We start from the raw sequence: 20088 nt of genomic DNA on the forward strand, positions 1-20088 counted from the left end.
TAATTAACCCGAATTCCGTTTAAGCCGTCATTGGAAAATCTTCTTCTGAGTAGAAAACTTTCAGTGACGGTTTCTTCCATTTTAGGCAGTAAGCAATGACACCACCTAAAACGGTCAATAGAAATCCTTTTATACTTCGGTGCCGGGAATGCTCTATTTGAGAAATGGTTTTTAATTGCCCATTAATTGTTTCAATAATAAAACGCTTTGATAACATTATATTATCCCATTCAGCCAGCACTTGCGCTTTCATGTGACGGCGCTTTTTTGTCATGAACGTTACACCCGCTTGCGCTAAAGCACCTGCCAGTTCTTGACTAAGATAGCCTTTGTCACCATAAAGAGAACCCGTTAATGCTTTTGCTAATTCGCGAACCGGTTCCCGATCATCCACATTACCGGCGGTGATTTTGAGTGCCAGAATTTCGCCCTGATGGTTAACAATCAAGTGTAATTTGAAACCGTAAAACCACCCTATCGAGGTTTTTCCTCGCTGTGCCACCCCCTCAAACACCTTATGGCGGGGAATACGAATGTTATGGCACACGCGTAAACTCGTGGAATCAATAAAAGCGATCCCCGTGGGCTTTCCTTTTAACTGAGTCAGATAACTGCACAGCGGCACTAAAACGGAAGGGGAAACACTGACAAAACGGGTATAACTGAGCAAAGTTGGAAAATCGTGATGATGATATTTCCAAATATGCTCCAGATAAAAATGTTTAAAATCACGGTAATGCGACATGTGAAAGCGGATCAGGATGGTCATCATTTCACTGGGATACATGTGACCTTGCCTGCGGCGTAGACGATGCCCCTTATTAAGACAAAACTGTTCCCATTGAGGAATGAAAAAACGACAAAAGTCATCGACATCGCAGAAAATTTCAACTAGTTTGTTCATTGCCTGTTCCTTCTTAGAGCGGTTTTTGGTGTGCACCAAAACTTTGCTCTTGGAACAGGCACTTCGCCAATTTTTTATCCAGAATTCGGGTTAATTAATACAGGATGAACACAATCATGGTGAAGATGTGGTATCGATTAATAAAAGGAGTTAATTCATCCTCACTTTTACTTGGGATATTGTTATTCTTCACCTCATTGCCATTTACCTCAAATGCTCAAGCTGCACGTTTAGCCATCGTCATTGATGACGTTGGCTATCGTATTAGCGAAGAAAATAAGATACTCCAAATGCCGGTTGCGGTTTCTATCGCAATCCTGCCCAATTCTCCGCACGGCAAAAAAATGGCAGAAAAAGCACATAAACAGGGACGGGAAATTTTGATCCACCTGCCAATGGCACCCCTCAGTAAGCAACCACTGGAAAAAAACACACTCCATCCCACCATGAGCAAGGAAGAAATTGCTCGTATTATTCAAGATGCAATACAGAAAGTTCCCTATGCTCTCGGGATGAATAATCATATGGGCAGTGCGATGACCTCTAATCTCAGTGGCATGGAAAAGGTCATGCAAGTGTTATCCGATCATCATCTCTATTTTCTGGACAGCGTAACCATTGGTAATACACAAGTGACCAAAGCAGCGAAAGGAACTTCAGTCCCGGTGCTCCGCCGCAATGTTTTTCTGGATAATATTCAAACCGAGGCAGAGACACTGCATCAACTTAACCGAGCCATCTCCCTTGCCCGCAAACAAGGTTCAGCCATTGCAATTGGACACCCGCACCCAACAACCCTGCGAGCCTTACAACAAGCACTTGCTATCTTACCCCGTGATATTGAATTGGTTGCACCCGGTATGTTACTTAGCCCCGTCCCGACAAACAAACATGATCAACAGACCGCACTCAAGTGTACCAAACGCCATGCATCGGAATCTGTCCCTGCGATTCAGTTGGATTATCTCAAGATGGCAAGCAAAGCATTAACCAACAATGTCATCGTGAATGCCTTAAGGCAGTACCTTCAAACGATCTTGGGCAATGCCCCGAAACAAAAAAAGGGTAAAACAGACGCCCATAAAACCAAAGACGCCTGTGCTAACTTTAAATGATGCATTAATCCCAATTTAAGATAACTTTGCCAGATTGCCCGGATCGCATAATATCAAAGCCTTTCTGGTAATCATCAATGGCAAATTGGTGAGTGATAATCGGGGACAAATCCAAACCAGACTGGATCAACGCGGCCATCTTATACCAGGTTTCGAACATCTCACGTCCGTAAATCCCCTTAATGAATAGCCCCTTAAAGATGACTTGATTCCAGTCTATTGCCATGTCTGATGGCGGGATCCCCAACAGTGCGATACGTCCGCCGTGATTCATGGTATTCAGTAACGTACGAAATGCAGGGGGTGCACCTGACATCTCCAACCCCACATCAAAACCTTCTGTCATGCCCAGCTCTGCCATCACATCGGTCAGGTTTTCTTCACTGACATTCACAGCACGAGTAACCCCCATTTTGCGGGCCAGCTCAAGGCGATATTCGTTCACATCAGTAATCACGACATGGCGGGCACCCACATGCTTACACACTGCCGCGGCCATAATCCCAATAGGGCCTGCACCGGATACCAGTACATCTTCCCCCACCAGATCAAAAGACAACGCCGTGTGTACCGCGTTACCGAAGGGGTCAAAAATAGCCGCCATCTCATCCGGAATATTCTCCGGAATTTTAAAGGCATTAAATGCCGGAATAACCAGATACTCAGCAAAAGCACCTTCACGGTTCACACCAACACCGGTGGTATTGCGGCATAAGTGAGTACGCCCACCACGACAATTACGGCAGTGACCACAAGTAATATGGCCTTCACCAGATACGCGATCACCAATCTCGAAGCCTTTTACTTCCTGGCCAATCGCAACCACTTCACCAACATATTCGTGTCCTACCACCATTGGCACAGGGATCGTTTTTTGGGACCAATCATCCCAGTTATAGATGTGAACATCTGTCCCGCAAATGGCTGTTTTACGGATTTTAATCATCACATCATTGTGCCCAATCGTTGGTGTGGGCACATCCGTCATCCAGATACCTTCTTCTGACTTTAATTTAGACAATGCTTTCATAATGAAACCTTAGGCAATGACGTTCAATTGCTTGCCGATGCGTATAAATGCAGCCACCACACGCTCAATTTGCGCTTCCGTATGGGCAGCGGAGATCTGAGTACGGATGCGAGCCTGATCTTTAGGAACAACCGGATAGAAGAAGCCAATCACATAGATGCCTTCTTTCAAGAGTTCCGCGGCGAATTCCTGCGCCAATTTCGCATCACCCAACATGACCGGGATGATTGCATGGTCAGCGCCTGCCAACGTGAAGCCCGCGGCAGTCATTTTTTCACGGAAAATATTCACATTTCGCCAAAGACGCTCACGCAGCTCATCTCCATCTTTCAACATATCCAGCACTTTGATTGATGCAGCGACAATCGCCGGAGCCAGTGAATTAGAGAACAGATACGGACGTGAACGCTGGCGCAACCATTCAACGACTTCTTTACGGGCCGCGGTATACCCCCCGGATGCACCACCTAACGCTTTGCCGAGCGTACCAGTGATAATGTCAACACGCCCCATGACATCACAATATTCATGGGTTCCACGTCCCTGCTTACCAACAAAGCCAACCGCATGTGAATCGTCAACCATCACCAGAGCACCAAATTCATCTGCCAGATCACAGATGGATTTTAAGTCAGCAATTACGCCATCCATTGAAAAGACCCCGTCAGTCGCGATCAGGATATTTTGACCCCCTTCGGCTTTTGCTTTTTCTAGCTGTGCTCTTAATTCCTGCATATTATTATTGGTATAGCGGTAACGTTTCGCTTTACATAACCGGATACCATCAATAATGGAAGCATGGTTCAAAGCATCAGAGATAATGGCATCTTCTGGCCCAAACAGGGTTTCAAATAAACCCCCGTTTGCATCAAAGCAAGACGAGTACAAAATAGCATCTTCCATACCCAAAAATTCAGCGATCTTATTTTCTAATACTTTGTGGGTGTCTTGCGTACCACAAATAAAGCGAACAGAAGCCATACCAAAACCGTGGCTATCCATTCCTGCTTTTGCGGCAGCGATCAGATCCGGGTGATTGGCCAAACCTAAGTAGTTATTGGCACAAAAATTAATGACCTGCTTACCCTCAGTCACAGCAATATTGGCATTCTGGGCAGAAGTGATGATACGTTCACTTTTAAATAGCCCTTCAGAACGGGCCTGCTCCAACTGTTCATTAATTTTCTGATAAAACGACGCTGACATTTTTCTCTCCTGAATACCTGATTAAGTGAAAGGCGTGGTGTATTTTACGGGTAGATCCGGCGAGTGACGACACAACGAGAAAGATAATATCAACTTTGTAAAGCTGATCACGGCTCAGAGCCTGGCATACAGCAAGATTTCAGGATATTCCCCTGTTTAAGCTGCTGTCGTTAATAGGGTTAAGTGCTATTATACGCACAAATTGCAGCAACAAGGCCGCAATGTGGAAAGATCCGGGTGTAAAAATCTGGGTACAGCGTGAACTGACTATTTAGAGGTGAGCCAAATGATTATTGTCACTGGTGGCGCAGGGTTTATTGGCAGCAATATTGTCAAGGCACTGAATGACGAAGGCTATAAGGATATTCTGGTTGTTGATAACCTGAAAGACGGTACAAAATTCGTCAATTTGGTTGATTTGGATATCACCGATTATATGGATAAAGAAGATTTCATTGCCAGTATCGTTGCGGGTGATGATTTAGGCGATATTGACGCCATTTTCCATGAGGGTGCGTGCTCATCCACCACCGAATGGGATGGTAAGTATATGATGGATAACAATTATCAGTACTCCAAAGATATACTGCACTATTGTCTGGATCGTCAAATCCCTTTCCTGTATGCCTCCTCTGCTGCAACTTATGGTGGTCGTAGTGACAATTTTATTGAAGCTCGTCAATATGAAAAGCCTCTCAATGTTTATGGTTACTCTAAGTTCCTGTTTGATCAATATGTTCGTGATATTTTGCCTCACGCAGATTCCCAGATTTGTGGTTTCCGTTATTTCAATGTGTACGGGCCACGGGAAGGGCATAAGGGCAGCATGGCAAGTGTCGCCTACCATTTGAATCATCAGATTCATCAAGGCCAAAATCCGAAGTTGTTTGCTGGTAGTGAACATTTCCGCCGCGATTTCATCTACGTCGGTGATGTTACCGCAGTCAATCTGTGGTTCTGGAAAAATAGCATTTCCGGTATTTTTAATTGTGGAACAGGCCGCGCTGAATCTTTCCAGGCTGTTGCCGATGCTGTCACTCAATTCCACCAAGAAAAATCGCCTGTTGTGGAATACATCGATTTCCCCGAAAAGTTAAAAGGGCATTATCAGCGTTTTACTCAAGCAGACCTGACAAAACTTCGTGCCACGGGTTATGAAACACCGTTCAAAACCGTCGCGGAAGGTGTCGCTGAATATATGCAATGGCTCAATCAGGATAATTAATCGATTTCTATGAAGATATTGGTGATTGGCCCATCATGGGTGGGTGACATGATGATGTCACAAAGCCTCTACCGTACGTTGAAAGCGTTATACCCTCATGCAGACATTGATGTGATGGCACCAGCATGGTGCCGCCCATTACTGGCAAAAATGCCAGAAGTGAATCAGGCGTTGGCGATGCCGCTCGGCCATGGTGCCCTTGCTTTAGGTGAGCGCCGACGCCTTGGGTTTACATTGCGCGAAAATAAATACGATCATGCCTATGTATTACCCAACTCATTCAAATCTGCATTGATTCCTTTCTTTGCCAATATTCCTCGGCGTACCGGTTGGCGCGGTGAAATGCGTTACGGATTGCTGAATGATATCCGGGTTCTGAATAAGCGGGCTTTTCCACTCATGGTTCAGCGCTACGTGGCTCTCGCATATGAAGGGAAAAACATACGCAGTGCCGATGACTTCCCTCACCCACTATTGTGGCCACAATTAAGTGTCAATGATGAAGACATTGCAGAATCAACCTCTGCCTTCAATATTGCCGATCACCGCCCGATTATTGGCTTCTGCCCCGGTGCTGAGTTTGGTCCAGCCAAACGCTGGCCGCATTATCACTATGCAACCCTGGCCGAACAGTTAATTACCGAAAAAGGTTATCAGATATTGTTGTTTGGTTCCGATAAAGATCATCCGGCGGGTGAAGATATTCGTACCCTGTTAAGTGATGAGGCTCGTGAGAACTGTCTCAATTTAGCGGGGAAAACCTCACTTGAGCAGGCCGTCAATATCATCGCAGGCTGCGATGCTATCGTCACCAATGATTCAGGTTTGATGCATGTGGCGGCCGCCTTAAACCGGCCATTAGTCGCATTATATGGGCCAAGTAGCCCTGATTTTACGCCGCCGCTATCAAATAAAGCTGAAATCATCCGCTTGATTACGGGTTACCATAAAATCAGAAAAGGTGACAGCGATGGCGGCTATCACCAAAGTCTGATCGATATTCAACCTGCAATGGTGTTATCTTCATTAGCGAAATTGCTACCGGCGGAGAGCCAAAATTAATGCGTGTTTTACTGGTGAAAACATCCTCAATGGGGGATGTGCTACATACTCTGCCAGCATTAACTGATGCCAGAACGTGCTTGCCTGATATTCAATTTGATTGGGTCGTCGAAGAAGGGTTTGCTCAAATTCCAGCCTGGCACAATGCTATCGAAAATGTGATCCCCGTAGCTATCCGTCGTTGGCGTCAACATTGGTTCAGGAAAGATGTTCGTGCAGAAAGAGCGCAATTTAAGCGACAACTTCAACAATGCCAGTATGACGCTATCATTGATGCGCAAGGATTGTTGAAAAGTGCTTTTTTAGTGACTCGGCTGGCACAAGGCCCAAAACACGGTTACGACCGGAAAAGTATCCGCGAACCCATCGCCAGTTTCTTTTACGATCACGGCCATACCATCAGTAAAAAACAGCATGCCGTTGAACGCATTCGAGCTTTATTTGCGGAGAGTTTGGGTTACAAAAAGCCTTCAGAGCAAGGTGATTACGCCATCGCACGCCATTTTTTGCACCCGTCAGCCCATCGCGAAGGGCATTATCTGGTTTTCCTCCATGCAACTACGCGTGATGAAAAGCATTGGCCAGAAAAACATTGGCGACAACTTATTGAAGCAATCCAGCCGACAGGTATGCGCATTAAACTCCCTTGGGGGGCAGAGCATGAACATCAACGGGCATTAAGGCTGGCAGCCGGATTTTCCCATGTTGATGTACTGCCAAAGCTGTCACTATCGGAAATCGCGCACATCCTTGCGGGAGCAGAAGCCGTGGTTTCAGTCGATACGGGGTTAAGTCACCTTACAGCCGCCCTTGATCGGCCCAATATTACGCTATTTGGGCCGACTGATCCCGGATTGATTGGGGGATATGGAAAAGATCAGCATTCTCTGACATCGGTGGATAATACGATGGAAGGTATTATGCCACGGGAGGTTGAGCTGCTTTTACAGAATAAATTAAACAAGCACTTTTCCTAATGGTAATGTTTCACACCAACGATTTTTATATTCAAAAGTAGGATTACCCAAGGAATAGCGCATGGTCTTATCTCCCTTTTGGCACTGTGCTTTTGCTTCTTGGATATTGACCCACATTAAAACACTCCCAACGCTGAGGTGAGCATATTCGGGATCATAACCACCATTAATGGCATCAAAGGAAACCCATTTGGGGCTATCGGCCCACAGAACAAAATCATAAGCACAAGGTTTACCATTGATCAGCAACACATTACCAAATATATGCTCACGAAGCTCTGAGTATATTTCAAGAAGATGCTTTTTCTGCTCCTCAGAATGGCGATAATCCCAACGCTTTTGATACAAATCGACATAAATATTTACCAATTCTTCCGCACTAAATTCACTTGAAGGGTGAATTTCTCCTCCTGCACGTTTAAATTTGTTGATCTCGTTGCTGCGATTACGACGGGTTTTATAAGAGAAACTATCTTTTATAAGACAAATCTGACGCTTACTGAAAAGGGGCTTATAACTGACATTGATAAAGTTTTTTTCATGAATAGATGATAATCTTTTCGATTTTATTGGTAAAAATAGTTTTGCATCCGTTGCAACAGGAAAAATAATCTCATCATGAGGTAGTGGATATGAACCGTGTATATTCTCTACTAATTTTTTATTTTTGACAGAAAAACACACACCATCAATAGTATGTTCATTTTTCTTTATATAGAAGGAAAAACGACTTCCTTCTATATGGTTATCCAAAAAAGAAACAATGTTCGGATGTGTTAATACCCCGCCACCAAAGAGAGCATAAGCTTCTTTATACTGTTCTAGATTGCATTCTTTCCATCCTGAAAAAAGTGTTTTTAACTTATCCATAGCGCCCCGAAAAAATACCGTTACAATTTAATGACAAAAAATTAACTCACACTACTATCTTATAGTAAATCATACAAGGGGCTGTCCTAGATTATATTGGTTATCTAGGACAGCCCCTAAATTTATAAAGATACTTTGTTGTTCAGTAAGCGTGTACCACACAGCACTTTATCCACTTCAGATAAGACTACATCAGGCGATATAATTGCCATTACATTTGTATCATTTATTCTATTTAATGGCATCATCGCACCGACAATAATATTGTGGAACTCAGGATTCTGATAAGGGCCTGTATAATAAGGAAAAGCTGTTACAAATAAGCTAATAGTAGGTACTTTTAAGGCAATCGCTATATGCATCGGCCCCGTATCACCAGTAACAAGTACATCTAATTCATTTATTTTTTGTGTCAATTCTACTAATGTTGTTTTTCCAATAAGTTGATTTATCCTATTATGATATTTACCTGGCAACAATGCCATAAAATCTTGTTGTAAATGCATATCATTAGGCGAACCTATTAATACGATCTGCGTAGTATTATCATTACTTAAAATATGGGATGCCACTTGAACAAAATTCTTTACGGGCCAACAGCGCTCAGGTGAAGATGCCCCCATTTGAAACCCAATTGATACATGATTTTTACTGATTGTACTAACACAACAAGGCAGATGCATTTCAATACAGGATGTTGACGTTGTATCACATCCTAATGGTTTTATTAATTCAAGTTTCCGTTGAATAATATGTCCTCTATATGATTCAACATAATTAGTTAGCCATTTTTCAATTAGTTTATTTTCATTGTAATTGTCCCTAAACACAAATTTAGCACCAGACATAATAGCACTCAAATAATCATATGGATTGTGTGAGTGTAGAATGATAGCCAAATCAGGCTTACCTGATTTATTTATTTCTCTCAATAAATTAGGGATATGATTCACTTTATTATTCCATGTGATAACCTTATCCCAATCAGCACCATCTTCAAGAAAAGATTTAAAATTCTGATGACAAATCAATGTAATAAAAGCATTTTTAAACCTTTTTCTTACAGCATGTATCGCTGGTGTATTGAGCAGAAAATCACCCAGTGCAGTTGTAGAATAAATGATGATATTAGAGAAATTTTTCTCTTCTAATTTATTAAATTCTATTCTTGATTGGGTAAAATCCCAACGTCTAGTATACATTTTTAAGAATAGATCTACCAATTTGTGCTTAAAGTATTTTTCCATTTAACACCTTTTGCATTATAGTTTCCCATCTTAGAGTTATTATTTAATTATTTTCTCTCGATAATATTCCGCCAAAGTACGACCTTGTACCAATGGCTTCAAAAATTCAAACAATCCTTCTAGGTCTTGATAAAGTTGCTCAATCTGTTCTTCATCCTTAAATGTTGGACTTCCTCCTGGCATAAACTCTGAAGAATGCAGCATAAACTCAACATAATCACTACCAGATGCTAATGTTTTCTGAACGACTTCTTTCATTTGCGCAAGATTTCCGCCGTTTGGCCTCAGCCAATTAACCGATGGAGAACGCTGTTTTCCCCTCAATCGATCATATTTTTGCTTAATAAAGTTCATAACCGCAAAGTGCTTATACTGAATACTCATCGGTACTTGCAATAATGAAGAATCGCCTGCTTTCGCAATATTCTGTAAATCCATAAAATAGGCATGATCAGGAAAATGAGTATAATCTGTTCCACCATTTCCATTAGGATCCCCCTTAGTAAAGGTCCAGTTAACTTTTGGCGTCACCGAACAATCTACCTGATACCCATACTCTACCAATAATTGTGCATAATATTCGTTGAATGCCCAACGCCCAGCACGATGACTCAACATTTTAGTTTGTAGCCTATCTTCCAAAAGATGAGTCATCAAATCAATTTTGGCTTTGATCTGATCTTTCGGATATTCAATGAGATAAGGCTTATAATACAGATCATCATCAGTGAGGGAAACAAGAGGAGGGCTATTCCATGCATGCAAATGCATGCCAATTTCCCCGGTATTTCTGGCAATCACATCTTTGGCAAATTCAATATAACTATCATCCATTGCCATTTCATAGTTGGTTAGCCAAACAGGTTTGAAGCCGAAGCGTTCACAGAGTCTCTGGAATCTTGGGAGATATTCGGTGTTTTTTGTTAAGATCTGGCCATTATTTTGCCATAGATCATCACCTTCAGTGTCGATCGTGATAATAAAAGCGGGTAATAACATTGAATTGCACCAAAAATATAATAATAGTGATTTAATGGTACGCATAGCAATCACATAACGCAATTAGATAATCCTGGCTATCTGATTAGGTGTAAACTCCACCTTATACCGCCTTTAGTTGGCATGCTTAAAGACGCCGCGCTACGATTTTTACATCAAAATCACCGAATAACCTTGACATGCTAAAGAATTCAACAAATGACACTAAAAAACAATCAAATCACACGCATTCTGGTGATTAAATTACAACATCACGGGGATATGTTACTGATAACGCCTGTTATCAGCACACTTGCACTCCACTATCCAGGTACAGAAATTGATGTACTCCTTTATCAAGAAACGGCCCCCATGTTGGAAAATTCAGCAGAGATTTCGCGTATTTTTTCCATAGATCGTCAATGGAAACAATTAGGCACCAAAAAGAAATTATTGCATGAGTGGGCTCTACTCAAAGCATTAAGACAACAACACTATGATTTAGTGATCAATCTGGCTGATCAGTGGAGAAGTGCATTTATTTCCCTTTTGACTGGTGCATCAACCCGTTTGGCTCTTAGTTTCCCCAAACGACAAAATTGGAAATGGCGTTTTTGTCACACCGAGGTTATACCAACAGATGATCATGACTTATTGCATACTGTAGAACAAAATCTTTCTATCCTAAAACCATTGCAATTTGATTCAATGATTACAAAAGTGACCATGAACTATAGTAATAGTGATTTACAGTGGCTCAAGAAAGTACTTTCTAAACATCAAGTTCCAGAAAAATACATTGTTATTCAACCTACATCCCGATGGTTTTTTAAATGTTGGGATGAAAAGAAAATGGCAGAAGTGATTACTGCTCTGCAAGAAGATGGACATAACATCATCATGACTTCTGGGCCAGAGCAAAAGGAACTGGAGATGGTAGCCACCATATTGTCACACTGCCCTGATAGCAAAAAGAATATTCTTTCCCTCGCCGGGAAGTTGACATTACCCAAACTTGCCGCGTTGATTGATCACGCTGAATTATTTATTGGTGTAGATTCGGTCCCAATGCACATGGCCGCTGCCCTGGAAACACCCAACATAGCATTATTCGGCCCATCCAAACTGACGTTTTGGAAGCCTTGGCAATCTATTGGTGAGGTGATTTGGGCCGGCGATTATGGCAATATTCCACACCCAGATAATATAAAAACTCATACAAACGAACGTTATTTAGATCTAATACCTACAGATGCCGTCATTTCAGCAGCAAGGAAATATATTTCATGAAACCATTACGTTTAGCCATTGTCCGTCAAAAGTACCGTCCAGATGGAGGTGCTGAACGTTTTATCTCAAGAGCTCTGGAAGCACTCAAACACCAACAACTTGAACTGAATGTCATTACACGTTCCTGGCAAGGTGTACCTAACCCAAATTGGCATATTCATCTATGTGATCCCATTAAATATGGAAGAATCAGTCGTGAAAGGGGTTTCGCCACATCAGCACGGAAATTATGGCAAAAAGAACAATTTGATTTAGTTCAAAGCCATGAACGCATTGCTGGCTGTGATATTTATCGGGCTGGAGATGGTGTACACAAACGCTGGTTACACCAACGAGCTCGTATATTACCAACATGGAAAGCACGATGGCTGTTAGATGATCGCTATCACCGCTATGTGATGAATACAGAAGCAGAAATGTATGCAGATCCTTCTTTAAAAAAAGTGATTTGTAACGCTGAAATGATAAAAAAGGAAATTATTGAAGAATTTGGTGTAGCTGAAGATAAAATTGCCGTTATATACAATTCGATCGATAACACAACATTCTTTCCTGCTGACGAACAATCCCGGCTACAACTTAGGCAGCAATACCAAATCCCCACGGCTGCAAGATGCTTAATTTATGTTGGTTCAGGTTTTGAACGAAAAGGATTATCAGCCGCAATTAAAGCTGTCGCGCAAACAGATAGTTACCTATTAGTCATTGGCAAAGACAAAAAGCAGAAAAAATATCAGGCAATTGCCAATACCTTGGGGTGTTCTCATCGCGTTCGTTTTATGGGGTTACAACAAAACACACTGCCTTTTTATCAATTGTCTGATGCTTTGATCCTACCGACGTTATATGATCCATTTCCCAATGTGATCCTTGAAGCTCTGGCATGCGGCTTGCCCGTTATCACTAGCACAACATGTGGAGGGGCTGAATTTATCACCGAAGGAAAAAATGGCTTTATCTGTGATGCCTTAGATATTGAAAAACTAAGGGATGCGATTTATCGCATTCCTGTTAATATATTCGGCACAGATATGTCTATTGCCGCCAGAAACCAAATAATCGCTGCAACCCCTGAAAATTTATCTAAACAATTAAACGATCTTTATCAACGAGTTTTAACATAGTGAAAGAACATATTCTTTTTATTATTGATGGGTTGCCTGGCGGAGGAGCTGAAAATGTGACTCTTCGTCTTGCCGCGAGTTTGAGTAGATCAAACTACCAAGTTTCATTACTTTCACTGAATAATCAATTGGATTATATCATCCAGGATGATATCCATTACATTACCAGTTTAGATGACTATCAAGGACCACTACGAAAACTCAATGAAATAAACCGTAGGGCTAAAGCGATGGATAAAGTTTTATTTAAGCTTTTCCAACAAAAAGGTAAGCCTTTACTTGTCATATCTAATTTACATAAAACTGACCGTATCGTAGTTAAATCCAAAATCCTGAAGAAATTCAATGTATGGCATTGTATTCATGGGATTTTTTCTCACTCCTATTTAAGCAATAAAAAAGGGCTTTCTTATTGGATAAAAAAAGAAAAGATAAAAAAAGTTTATAAAAATAAAAAAATTATTTGCGTTTCTGATGCTGTTCGCAATGATCTTGTAAACAACATCGGAATAAAGCCCAAACAGATAAAAACTATCTACAATCCCTTCGACTTTGAGAAAATAAAAGCACAGGCTTCAGAAACCAATCCTTATCATGGGTTAAATTATATTCTGCATGTTGGGCGCTTACATGAAGTCAAGCGCCAAGATCGACTAATAGACGCGTTTGCACAAACCAATCTCCCATGTAAGCTAATCCTTGTGGGACAAGGTTCCAAAGCAGTAGAAGATAATCTTAAAGTCAGAATCCATAAACATGGATTAGATGATAAAGTCATTTGGGCTGGTTTTCAGCCTAATCCGCATCCCATTATCAATGAAGCAAAAGCTGTTGTGATAAGTTCAGACAGTGAGGGATTACCGACAGTATTAATTGAAGCATTAATTTGTCATACACCTATCGTCAGTACTGATTGCCCTGGCGGAGTTAGAGAGATCATGACAGGTCAATTGAAAAATTATCTATCTGAACTCGATGCCGGCTCTTTGGCAGAAAAAATACGCCTTGCTTACGATATTCCTCCACAAATGACAGAAGAACTGTATAAAAAATTTGAAGCAAACAATATACAGAAACAATATATTGGATTAATAGAAAAATAGTATACACAATACCAAACTATAGTTTAAAGAGGCTCGCATTTTACACACTTTCTTCAAACCAGTGTGATACTATAACCGCAGTCTATGTCAGTGAATTTGATAGAATGTTGCTTCGCTTATATCAGGTACTTCTCTATATTATCCAACCCATTATCTGGTTACGTCTACTGCTACGTAGCCGTAAATCCCCTGCGTATCGTAAACGCTGGGGAGAACGCTATGGCTTCTGTGCCCGAAAGGTAACGCCTGGGGGGATATTACTGCATTCCGTTTCTGTTGGAGAGACATTAGCGGCTATTCCGCTAGTGAGGATATTACGACATCATTACCCTTCTTTGCCGATTACGATTACGACCATGACACCGACAGGCTCGGAAAGGGTTCTGTCTGCTCTGGGTAATGATGTTCACCACGTCTACCTTCCCTACGACCTGCCAGGTTCAATGAGCCGTTTTCTTGATCACATCAAGCCAAAGTTAGTGATTATCATGGAAACCGAACTCTGGCCGAATCTGATCATTCAGCTACATCAACGGGCAATCCCGTTGGTTATCGCCAACGCCAGATTATCCGCTCGTTCCGCCGTGGGCTATCAAAAAATTGGTAGCTTTATCAAAACTATTTTAAATAAGATCACGTTAATCGCCGCCCAAAATCAGGAAGATGGTGAACGTTTTATCGAATTGGGATTAAGACGCTCCCAGCTCTCTGTCACGGGTAGTCTTAAATTCGATATTTCTGTTACACCAGAACTCGCAGCCAAGGCCGTGACATTGCGCCGCCAATGGGCACCTCATCGCCCGGTATGGATAGCAACCAGCACTCATGACGGGGAAGAGTCGATCATCCTGGATGCACATTGTAAACTGCTTAAACAATTTCCTGACTTATTACTGATCCTGGTTCCCCGCCACCCCGAACGCTTCGGAAAAGCGGCAGAATTGACCCAAAAAGCCGGGCTGAACGCAGTATTACGTAGCGCCAATATGATTCCTGATGCCAATGTGCAAGTGGTGATCGGAGATACGATGGGCGAACTGATGCTTCTGTACGGTATTGCGGATCTGGCGTTTGTCGGGGGTAGCCTGATAGAACGTGGGGGACATAATCCATTAGAAGCCGCAGCCCATGCAATTCCGGTTATCATGGGGCCACATACTTTTAATTTTAAAGATATCTGTGCCAAGCTGAATAAAGCAAATGGTCTCATTACCGTGACAGATAGCCAATCATTAAGCGCTGCCATCAATAGCCTGCTGACAGACGAAGATTATCGGCGCTATTATGGCCACCACGCAGCAGAAGTTTTACATGAAAACCAGGGCGCCCTTCAACGCTTGCTAAAATTACTGGAGCCTTATCTTCCCCCAAGGAGCCATTGATGAGCGCGAAAAAACGTTTGTCCGTTGTCATGATCACCAAAAATGCCTCTGATGTCATTACAGACTGCCTGCTTTCGGTGAGTTGGGCTGATGAGATCATCGTCCTGGATTCCGGTAGTTCCGATGCTACTTGCCAAATAGCCAGCGAGATGGGGGCAAAAGTCTACCTGAATACTCAGTGGCCTGGATTCGGGCGTCAACGACAGCTTGCGCAATCCTATGCCAGCGGTGATTATATTTTTATGATTGATACCGATGAGCGCGTCACTCCTGAATTGAAGGCATCCATTGAACAGGTTTTAGCTAATCCTGACGATCATAAAGTCTATCGCTGTGCACGCCTGAATCTGTTTATGGGGCGGTTTATGAAACACAGTGGCTGGTATCCCGATAACGTTATTCGCCTTTATTGCCGTGAACGGTATCAATACAACGATAATCAGGTGCATGAATCCCTTGATACGCAAGGTGCCCCCATCGTCACGTTAAGAGGTGATTTACGTCACCTGACCTGTCGTAATCTGTTGAAATTTCAGCAAAAACAGTTAAATTACGCCAGAGACTGGGCGAAACAGCGTTACGAGCAAGGCAGAAAAACCCATTATTTTTCGATAATTAGCCATACGCTGGGCGCATTTTGCAAAACCTGGCTCTTAAGAGCGGGCTTTCTGGATGGTAAGCAGGGGCTAATGTTGGCAATAGTGAATGCCCAATATACATTCAATAAATACGCGGCACTTTGGGAACTGACTCAAACAAAGAGTACAAAGCAACGATGAAAAGAAAAGCGATTTATCCCGGCACCTTTGATCCCATCACCTACGGTCATCTTGATATTGTTACCCGTGCCGCCAACATGTTTGACCATGTTTTATTAGCGATCGCCAATAGTGATAGAAAAAATCCTATGTTCAATTTAGAAGAACGAGTCGCATTGGCAAAAGAGGTGACAGCGCATCTGGACAATGTCGATGTCGTTGGGTTTAGCGAATTGATGGTTAATTTTGCCAAAAAGCAACAAGCTAATATCTTAATCCGTGGTGTACGTTCTGTTTCCGATTTTGAATATGAATGGCAGCTCGCCAATATGAATCGGCATTTTATGCCTGAGCTGGAAAGTGTCTTTTTATTACCTTCTCAGGCATTGTCTTTCGTCTCATCATCTTTAATCAAAGATGTTGCACGCCATGATGGCGATATTTCATCCTTCCTGTCAGAGCCAGTTGCAAAGGCAATGCTGAAAAAATTAGGTAAATAATACCGCTATAGTGGGACAATGATTTTTTGTCCCCAAATACGCTTAATGCTGACACTGACGACAGAAAAAGGTACTACGTTGTCCCAGCTTTATACTCTCAATTTTCGCACCACTTTCTTCACCACATCGTGGGCAAGATTCACCTTTCTTACCATAGACAAATAACGCCTGAGCAAAATACCCCGGTTTACCATCTGATTGCAGAAAATCCTTCAGTGTCGTCCCTCCCAACTCAATAGAACGGCGTAAGATCTGCTTGATTGTCTCGACGATGAGATAAGCTTCTTGTCGCGTCAGCGAATTCACTGAGCGGTCAGGCAAGATATGAGCCACAAACAACACTTCATTGGCATAGATATTGCCAACCCCCACGACAATTTTATTATCCATCAACCAAGGTTTAATGGCGGTTTTTTTATGACGGGAGAGCGTGTAGAGATATTCACCATCAAACTGATCAGAAAGAGGCTCTGGACCTAAATGAGCCAGTACGGAACACTCATTGAGATGATGACTCCACAGCCACGCGCCAAAACGTCGGGGATCGGTATATCGAAGAATTTTGCCGTCCGCCATCATCAAATCAATATGATCATGCTTTGCGGGAGGTTGTTGATTTAACAAGATGCGCAGACTGCCAGACATCCCCAAATGGATAATAATCCAGCCTTCTGGCAACTCGAGCAATAAATATTTTGCTCGCCGCTGAACACTCAGCACTGGCCTGTTTGAAAGGGCCATAATTTGTGCAGAAACAGGCCAGCGCAAACGGGAATTTCTGACTTCGACACACTGGATCACGTTCCCAACCAAGTGAGGTTCAATCCCCCTGCGACTGGTTTCCACCTCTGGTAGCTCCGGCATTCTGCCTCCTTAAATAAAAAATCAGCTATAGCAGTGTCTGCGCAGATCACAATACCTTTTTCAAGTTTGATTTGCAGCCAAATTTGTTCATGCTGGTAATGACATTTTCAACGCTATTGACGGGAGCATCGGCATACCGGCTCTGTTCGGCAAACAGGGCTTTGAGCAATTTTTTCCAATATCACAGCCATAATTAACGTTGCACGCTGATCCCAATTAAAGCGCTCGGTGACCAATCGTTGAGAATAGTCTGCTTTTGCTTGCATTTCAGCGGGATGATTAATCAGCCATTGTATTTGTTCAGCAAAACTTTGGGGGTTTTCACTATCAGCAAAATTGACTGCATTTTCATCAACGGCATCACGAATAGAAGGGAGATCAGAAATCACCACCGGCTTGCCCATGGCCATATATTCAAAAAGCTTAAGGGGAGAAGTATAGCGACTGCCAATATTGGTTTTCGTCAAGGGCAGAACACAAATATCACTATCAGCAATCACCTGAAAGCGTTTTTGCGGTTGAATAAAACCCAGGAAGTTGACTTTATCACTCACGCCAATCTGGTTGGCATCCCGTTGCAACCGTTCGATTTGCTCGGCAGTACCACCGGCAATATGAAGTTCAATATTATCCAGGTAAGCCATAGCGTTCATCACCGTAGGAATGCCTTTCCAGCGATGTAAGCTCCCCAAGTAAAGGACTTTTTTAGGACGTGGATATTGGCGATCGACCCCGAGATCGGGCAGCATCTGTTTAGCGGATTCAACCGCCAACATATCAACCCCATCAGACGCCACAATAATCGGTGTCTTGACACGATATTGCTTATAAATATCTTCTCTCAATAGCGAAGTCAGGGCAAAGATAACCTCAGAATGTTCATAAACCTGCTGTTCCATTTTTCTTAGTTTATGATATTTATGCTGATTTTTACGCTTCAGTAAGTCATGCGATTCTTTAAATGACAAAGAAAATACTTCATGACTTTCAAAGAAATGAGGGATATCTGGATGCTTATACAGCAGATAATTCGCCATTTTGAGATTACGGGTAAACAGTGCATCAACCTGATTCTCTTTAAGCCACCGGGAAACCTGCAAATAAAACAGTTTCTGGGTATTTAATGGGAAGTACCATTTTCTTCGTATATTGTGCAGTGGAATTAAATCCACAGAAGGGGGTAACGGCCGGCCAAGAATCTCTTCAACTTGGCTTTGGCCTTTTGGGGTTATCAGATAAACCTGGTGTCCTTGTCGAGCAAAAGCATCTACATTCTGTAGAATTTGCAGGGATGCAACCCGATAATCAGGCACGGGATAAGGATCAATATACGCAATTTTCATTATTTTTTATCGCGTTTAATAAACGTTCAGCAGAATGTTCCCAAGTGTACATTGATTCAATCCTCTGACGAGCGGATTCTCCCATACTTTTCCCTCTATCTGGCAAGGTTAAAAGATGATTCACTGCACCAGCAATTGCCTCTGCATTTCCCGGCGTCACCAGAATGCCAGCATGACCTTCGTTGCCAACCACCTCCGGGATCCCACCAATATGACTGGCAATAACAGGACGTCCACATGCCATTGATTCGGCGATGGTAATACCAAATGCTTCATCACCAATACTGGGGAAAATGCCCGCATCTCCTGCGGCATAAAATTCAGGTAACTGATCGTGGCTCACTGAAGGATGCAGAATGACCGATTGTTGCAACTGTAAATCAGCTATTCGCTTTTCAAGCGCGCTCAACTCTTCACCTGCACCAATAATCAATAACGTAACGTCTTTGTCCCGCAATAGCGCCATGGCATCGATAGCAACTTTCATGCCCTTCCAACCCACCAATCTGCCAGCAAACGTTAACAGGAATGTTTTTTCATCGATTCCTAAGCGAGTTCGGACATCAGAATCAGCCGGTTTGAATTTATCGATATCCACACCATTATAAATAACGCTTGGAAATTGCTTGAAGTGGTGCTGGATCTGCCAGGCATTAAAATGACTGCAGGCGACCCACGCAGCGATTTTCTTACTAAGCCTTCTATCTCCTTTAAAAAAACTGGTTCCACCACTCATATAGCAAAAGTGGGTGCGAGATGATACAGGCATCATTCTGGGCCAGAAAAAATCAAAAGGCTTCGTCAAAATGACCCAATCAAAATTTTCGGCAATTACCGTTTCACGGGCATGACGGGCAAAAGAGTAACGTTCAACAATGCGTTGAAAACGACGCCCAATATTAAGCACACGTTCTCTGGGAATAAAGGGAAAAGTATGGATATGGATATCTCTTCCGCCCAAGGCAGGCCGGACATCACCAGTACCACCGAAAATATGAATTTCATGCCCTGCATCTGTCAATGCCTTGGCTAACTCCCACACTGCGGTTTGAATACCGCCGTAGGACATGGTAACGGTAACATCGATAAATCCTATCTTCATTTTGTTCA

The 20088-nt window shown here is 42.5% G+C and carries 19 protein-coding genes; 10 read left to right on the forward strand and 9 right to left on the reverse strand.

Annotated elements, in window-relative coordinates:
* Positions 1–19: 19 nt before the first annotated feature.
* Positions 20–904: an IS982 family transposase gene (locus tag XPG1_RS16485; RefSeq protein WP_045960131.1), complete on the reverse strand. Its 885-nt coding sequence runs from the start codon at positions 902–904 to the stop codon at positions 20–22.
* Positions 905–1020: 116 nt separating this feature from the next.
* On the opposite strand from XPG1_RS16485, the gene XPG1_RS16490 reads away from it, so the two are divergent.
* Positions 1021–2019: a divergent polysaccharide deacetylase family protein gene (locus tag XPG1_RS16490; protein ID WP_045960207.1), complete on the forward strand. Its 999-nt coding sequence runs from the start codon at positions 1021–1023 to the stop codon at positions 2017–2019.
* Between the two features lie 4 nt (positions 2020–2023).
* On the opposite strand, the gene tdh is transcribed toward XPG1_RS16490, so the two are convergent.
* Together tdh and kbl are read right to left on the reverse strand one after the other, a co-directional pair.
* Positions 2024–3049 carry an L-threonine 3-dehydrogenase gene (tdh, locus tag XPG1_RS16495; RefSeq protein WP_045960208.1) on the reverse strand — a complete coding sequence of 342 codons (1026 nt, stop codon included), beginning with the start codon at positions 3047–3049 and terminating at the stop codon, positions 2024–2026.
* A gap of 9 nt (positions 3050–3058) precedes the next feature.
* Positions 3059–4255 (reverse strand): glycine C-acetyltransferase, encoded by a 1197-nt coding sequence (gene kbl / locus XPG1_RS16500; protein WP_045960209.1) that lies wholly within the window; start codon positions 4253–4255, stop codon positions 3059–3061.
* Positions 4256–4541: 286 nt separating this feature from the next.
* Between kbl and rfaD the strand changes: the two genes are divergently transcribed.
* Genes rfaD through rfaC form a run of 3 tightly spaced genes read left to right on the forward strand, consistent with a single transcriptional unit; the run spans position 4542 to position 7519 of the window.
* Positions 4542–5480 (forward strand): ADP-glyceromanno-heptose 6-epimerase, encoded by a 939-nt coding sequence (gene rfaD / locus XPG1_RS16505; RefSeq protein WP_045960210.1) that lies wholly within the window; start codon positions 4542–4544, stop codon positions 5478–5480.
* 9 nt (positions 5481–5489) lie between these two features.
* A complete protein-coding gene (rfaF, locus tag XPG1_RS16510; RefSeq protein WP_045960211.1) occupies positions 5490–6542 on the forward strand; it encodes an ADP-heptose--LPS heptosyltransferase RfaF in 1053 nt (350 codons plus the stop codon).
* A complete protein-coding gene (gene rfaC, locus XPG1_RS16515) occupies positions 6542–7519 on the forward strand; it encodes a lipopolysaccharide heptosyltransferase RfaC (RefSeq protein WP_045960212.1) in 978 nt (325 codons plus the stop codon). Before rfaF ends, rfaC begins: the two co-directional genes overlap by 1 nt.
* Here rfaC and XPG1_RS16520 read toward each other — a convergent pair.
* The 3 genes from XPG1_RS16520 to XPG1_RS16530 form a co-directional block, all read right to left on the reverse strand.
* Positions 7499–8389 (reverse strand): GNAT family N-acetyltransferase, encoded by an 891-nt coding sequence (locus tag XPG1_RS16520; RefSeq protein WP_045960213.1) that lies wholly within the window; start codon positions 8387–8389, stop codon positions 7499–7501. The genes rfaC and XPG1_RS16520 overlap by 21 nt on opposite strands.
* A 122-nt stretch (positions 8390–8511) precedes the next feature.
* Positions 8512–9636, reverse strand: coding sequence for a glycosyltransferase family 9 protein (locus XPG1_RS16525; RefSeq protein WP_045960214.1), 1125 nt, complete (start codon positions 9634–9636; stop codon positions 8512–8514).
* A gap of 39 nt (positions 9637–9675) precedes the next feature.
* Positions 9676–10635, reverse strand: a complete 960-nt coding sequence (locus XPG1_RS16530; RefSeq protein ID WP_045960862.1) for a polysaccharide deacetylase family protein — start codon at positions 10633–10635, stop codon at positions 9676–9678.
* A gap of 198 nt (positions 10636–10833) precedes the next feature.
* Between XPG1_RS16530 and rfaQ the strand changes: the two genes are divergently transcribed.
* From rfaQ to coaD, 6 genes are all read left to right on the forward strand, one after another.
* Positions 10834–11904, forward strand: a complete 1071-nt coding sequence (rfaQ, locus tag XPG1_RS16535; RefSeq protein WP_045960215.1) for a putative lipopolysaccharide heptosyltransferase III — start codon at positions 10834–10836, stop codon at positions 11902–11904.
* On the forward strand, positions 11901–13028 hold the full coding sequence (locus XPG1_RS16540; RefSeq protein WP_045960216.1) for a glycosyltransferase family 4 protein: 1128 nt from the start codon (positions 11901–11903) through the stop codon (positions 13026–13028). Before rfaQ ends, XPG1_RS16540 begins: the two co-directional genes overlap by 4 nt.
* Positions 13028–14131 carry a glycosyltransferase gene (locus XPG1_RS16545; protein ID WP_045960217.1) on the forward strand — a complete coding sequence of 368 codons (1104 nt, stop codon included), beginning with the start codon at positions 13028–13030 and terminating at the stop codon, positions 14129–14131. The genes XPG1_RS16540 and XPG1_RS16545 overlap by 1 nt, the downstream gene beginning before the upstream one ends.
* A 104-nt stretch (positions 14132–14235) precedes the next feature.
* A complete protein-coding gene (waaA, locus tag XPG1_RS16550; RefSeq protein WP_045960218.1) occupies positions 14236–15513 on the forward strand; it encodes a lipid IV(A) 3-deoxy-D-manno-octulosonic acid transferase in 1278 nt (425 codons plus the stop codon).
* A complete protein-coding gene (locus tag XPG1_RS16555; RefSeq protein ID WP_045960219.1) occupies positions 15513–16292 on the forward strand; it encodes a glycosyltransferase family 2 protein in 780 nt (259 codons plus the stop codon). Before waaA ends, XPG1_RS16555 begins: the two co-directional genes overlap by 1 nt.
* Complete coding sequence (coaD, locus tag XPG1_RS16560) at positions 16289–16771, forward strand: pantetheine-phosphate adenylyltransferase (protein WP_045960220.1); 483 nt, start codon at positions 16289–16291, stop codon at positions 16769–16771. The genes XPG1_RS16555 and coaD overlap by 4 nt, the downstream gene beginning before the upstream one ends.
* 42 nt (positions 16772–16813) lie before the next feature.
* Here the strand turns inward: coaD and mutM are convergent, their stop codons facing one another.
* From mutM to XPG1_RS16575, 3 genes are all read right to left on the reverse strand, one after another.
* Positions 16814–17635 (reverse strand): bifunctional DNA-formamidopyrimidine glycosylase/DNA-(apurinic or apyrimidinic site) lyase, encoded by an 822-nt coding sequence (gene mutM / locus XPG1_RS16565; protein WP_045960221.1) that lies wholly within the window; start codon positions 17633–17635, stop codon positions 16814–16816.
* 113 nt (positions 17636–17748) lie between these two features.
* Positions 17749–18978 carry a glycosyltransferase family 4 protein gene (locus XPG1_RS16570; protein WP_045960222.1) on the reverse strand — a complete coding sequence of 410 codons (1230 nt, stop codon included), beginning with the start codon at positions 18976–18978 and terminating at the stop codon, positions 17749–17751.
* Positions 18959–20080, reverse strand: coding sequence for a glycosyltransferase family 4 protein (locus XPG1_RS16575; RefSeq protein ID WP_045960223.1), 1122 nt, complete (start codon positions 20078–20080; stop codon positions 18959–18961). Before XPG1_RS16575 ends, XPG1_RS16570 begins: the two co-directional genes overlap by 20 nt.
* Between the last annotated feature and the right edge of the window lie 8 nt (positions 20081–20088).

It is taken from the genome of Xenorhabdus poinarii G6, from assembly GCF_000968175.1.
GTDB lineage: Bacteria > Pseudomonadota > Gammaproteobacteria > Enterobacterales > Enterobacteriaceae > Xenorhabdus > Xenorhabdus poinarii.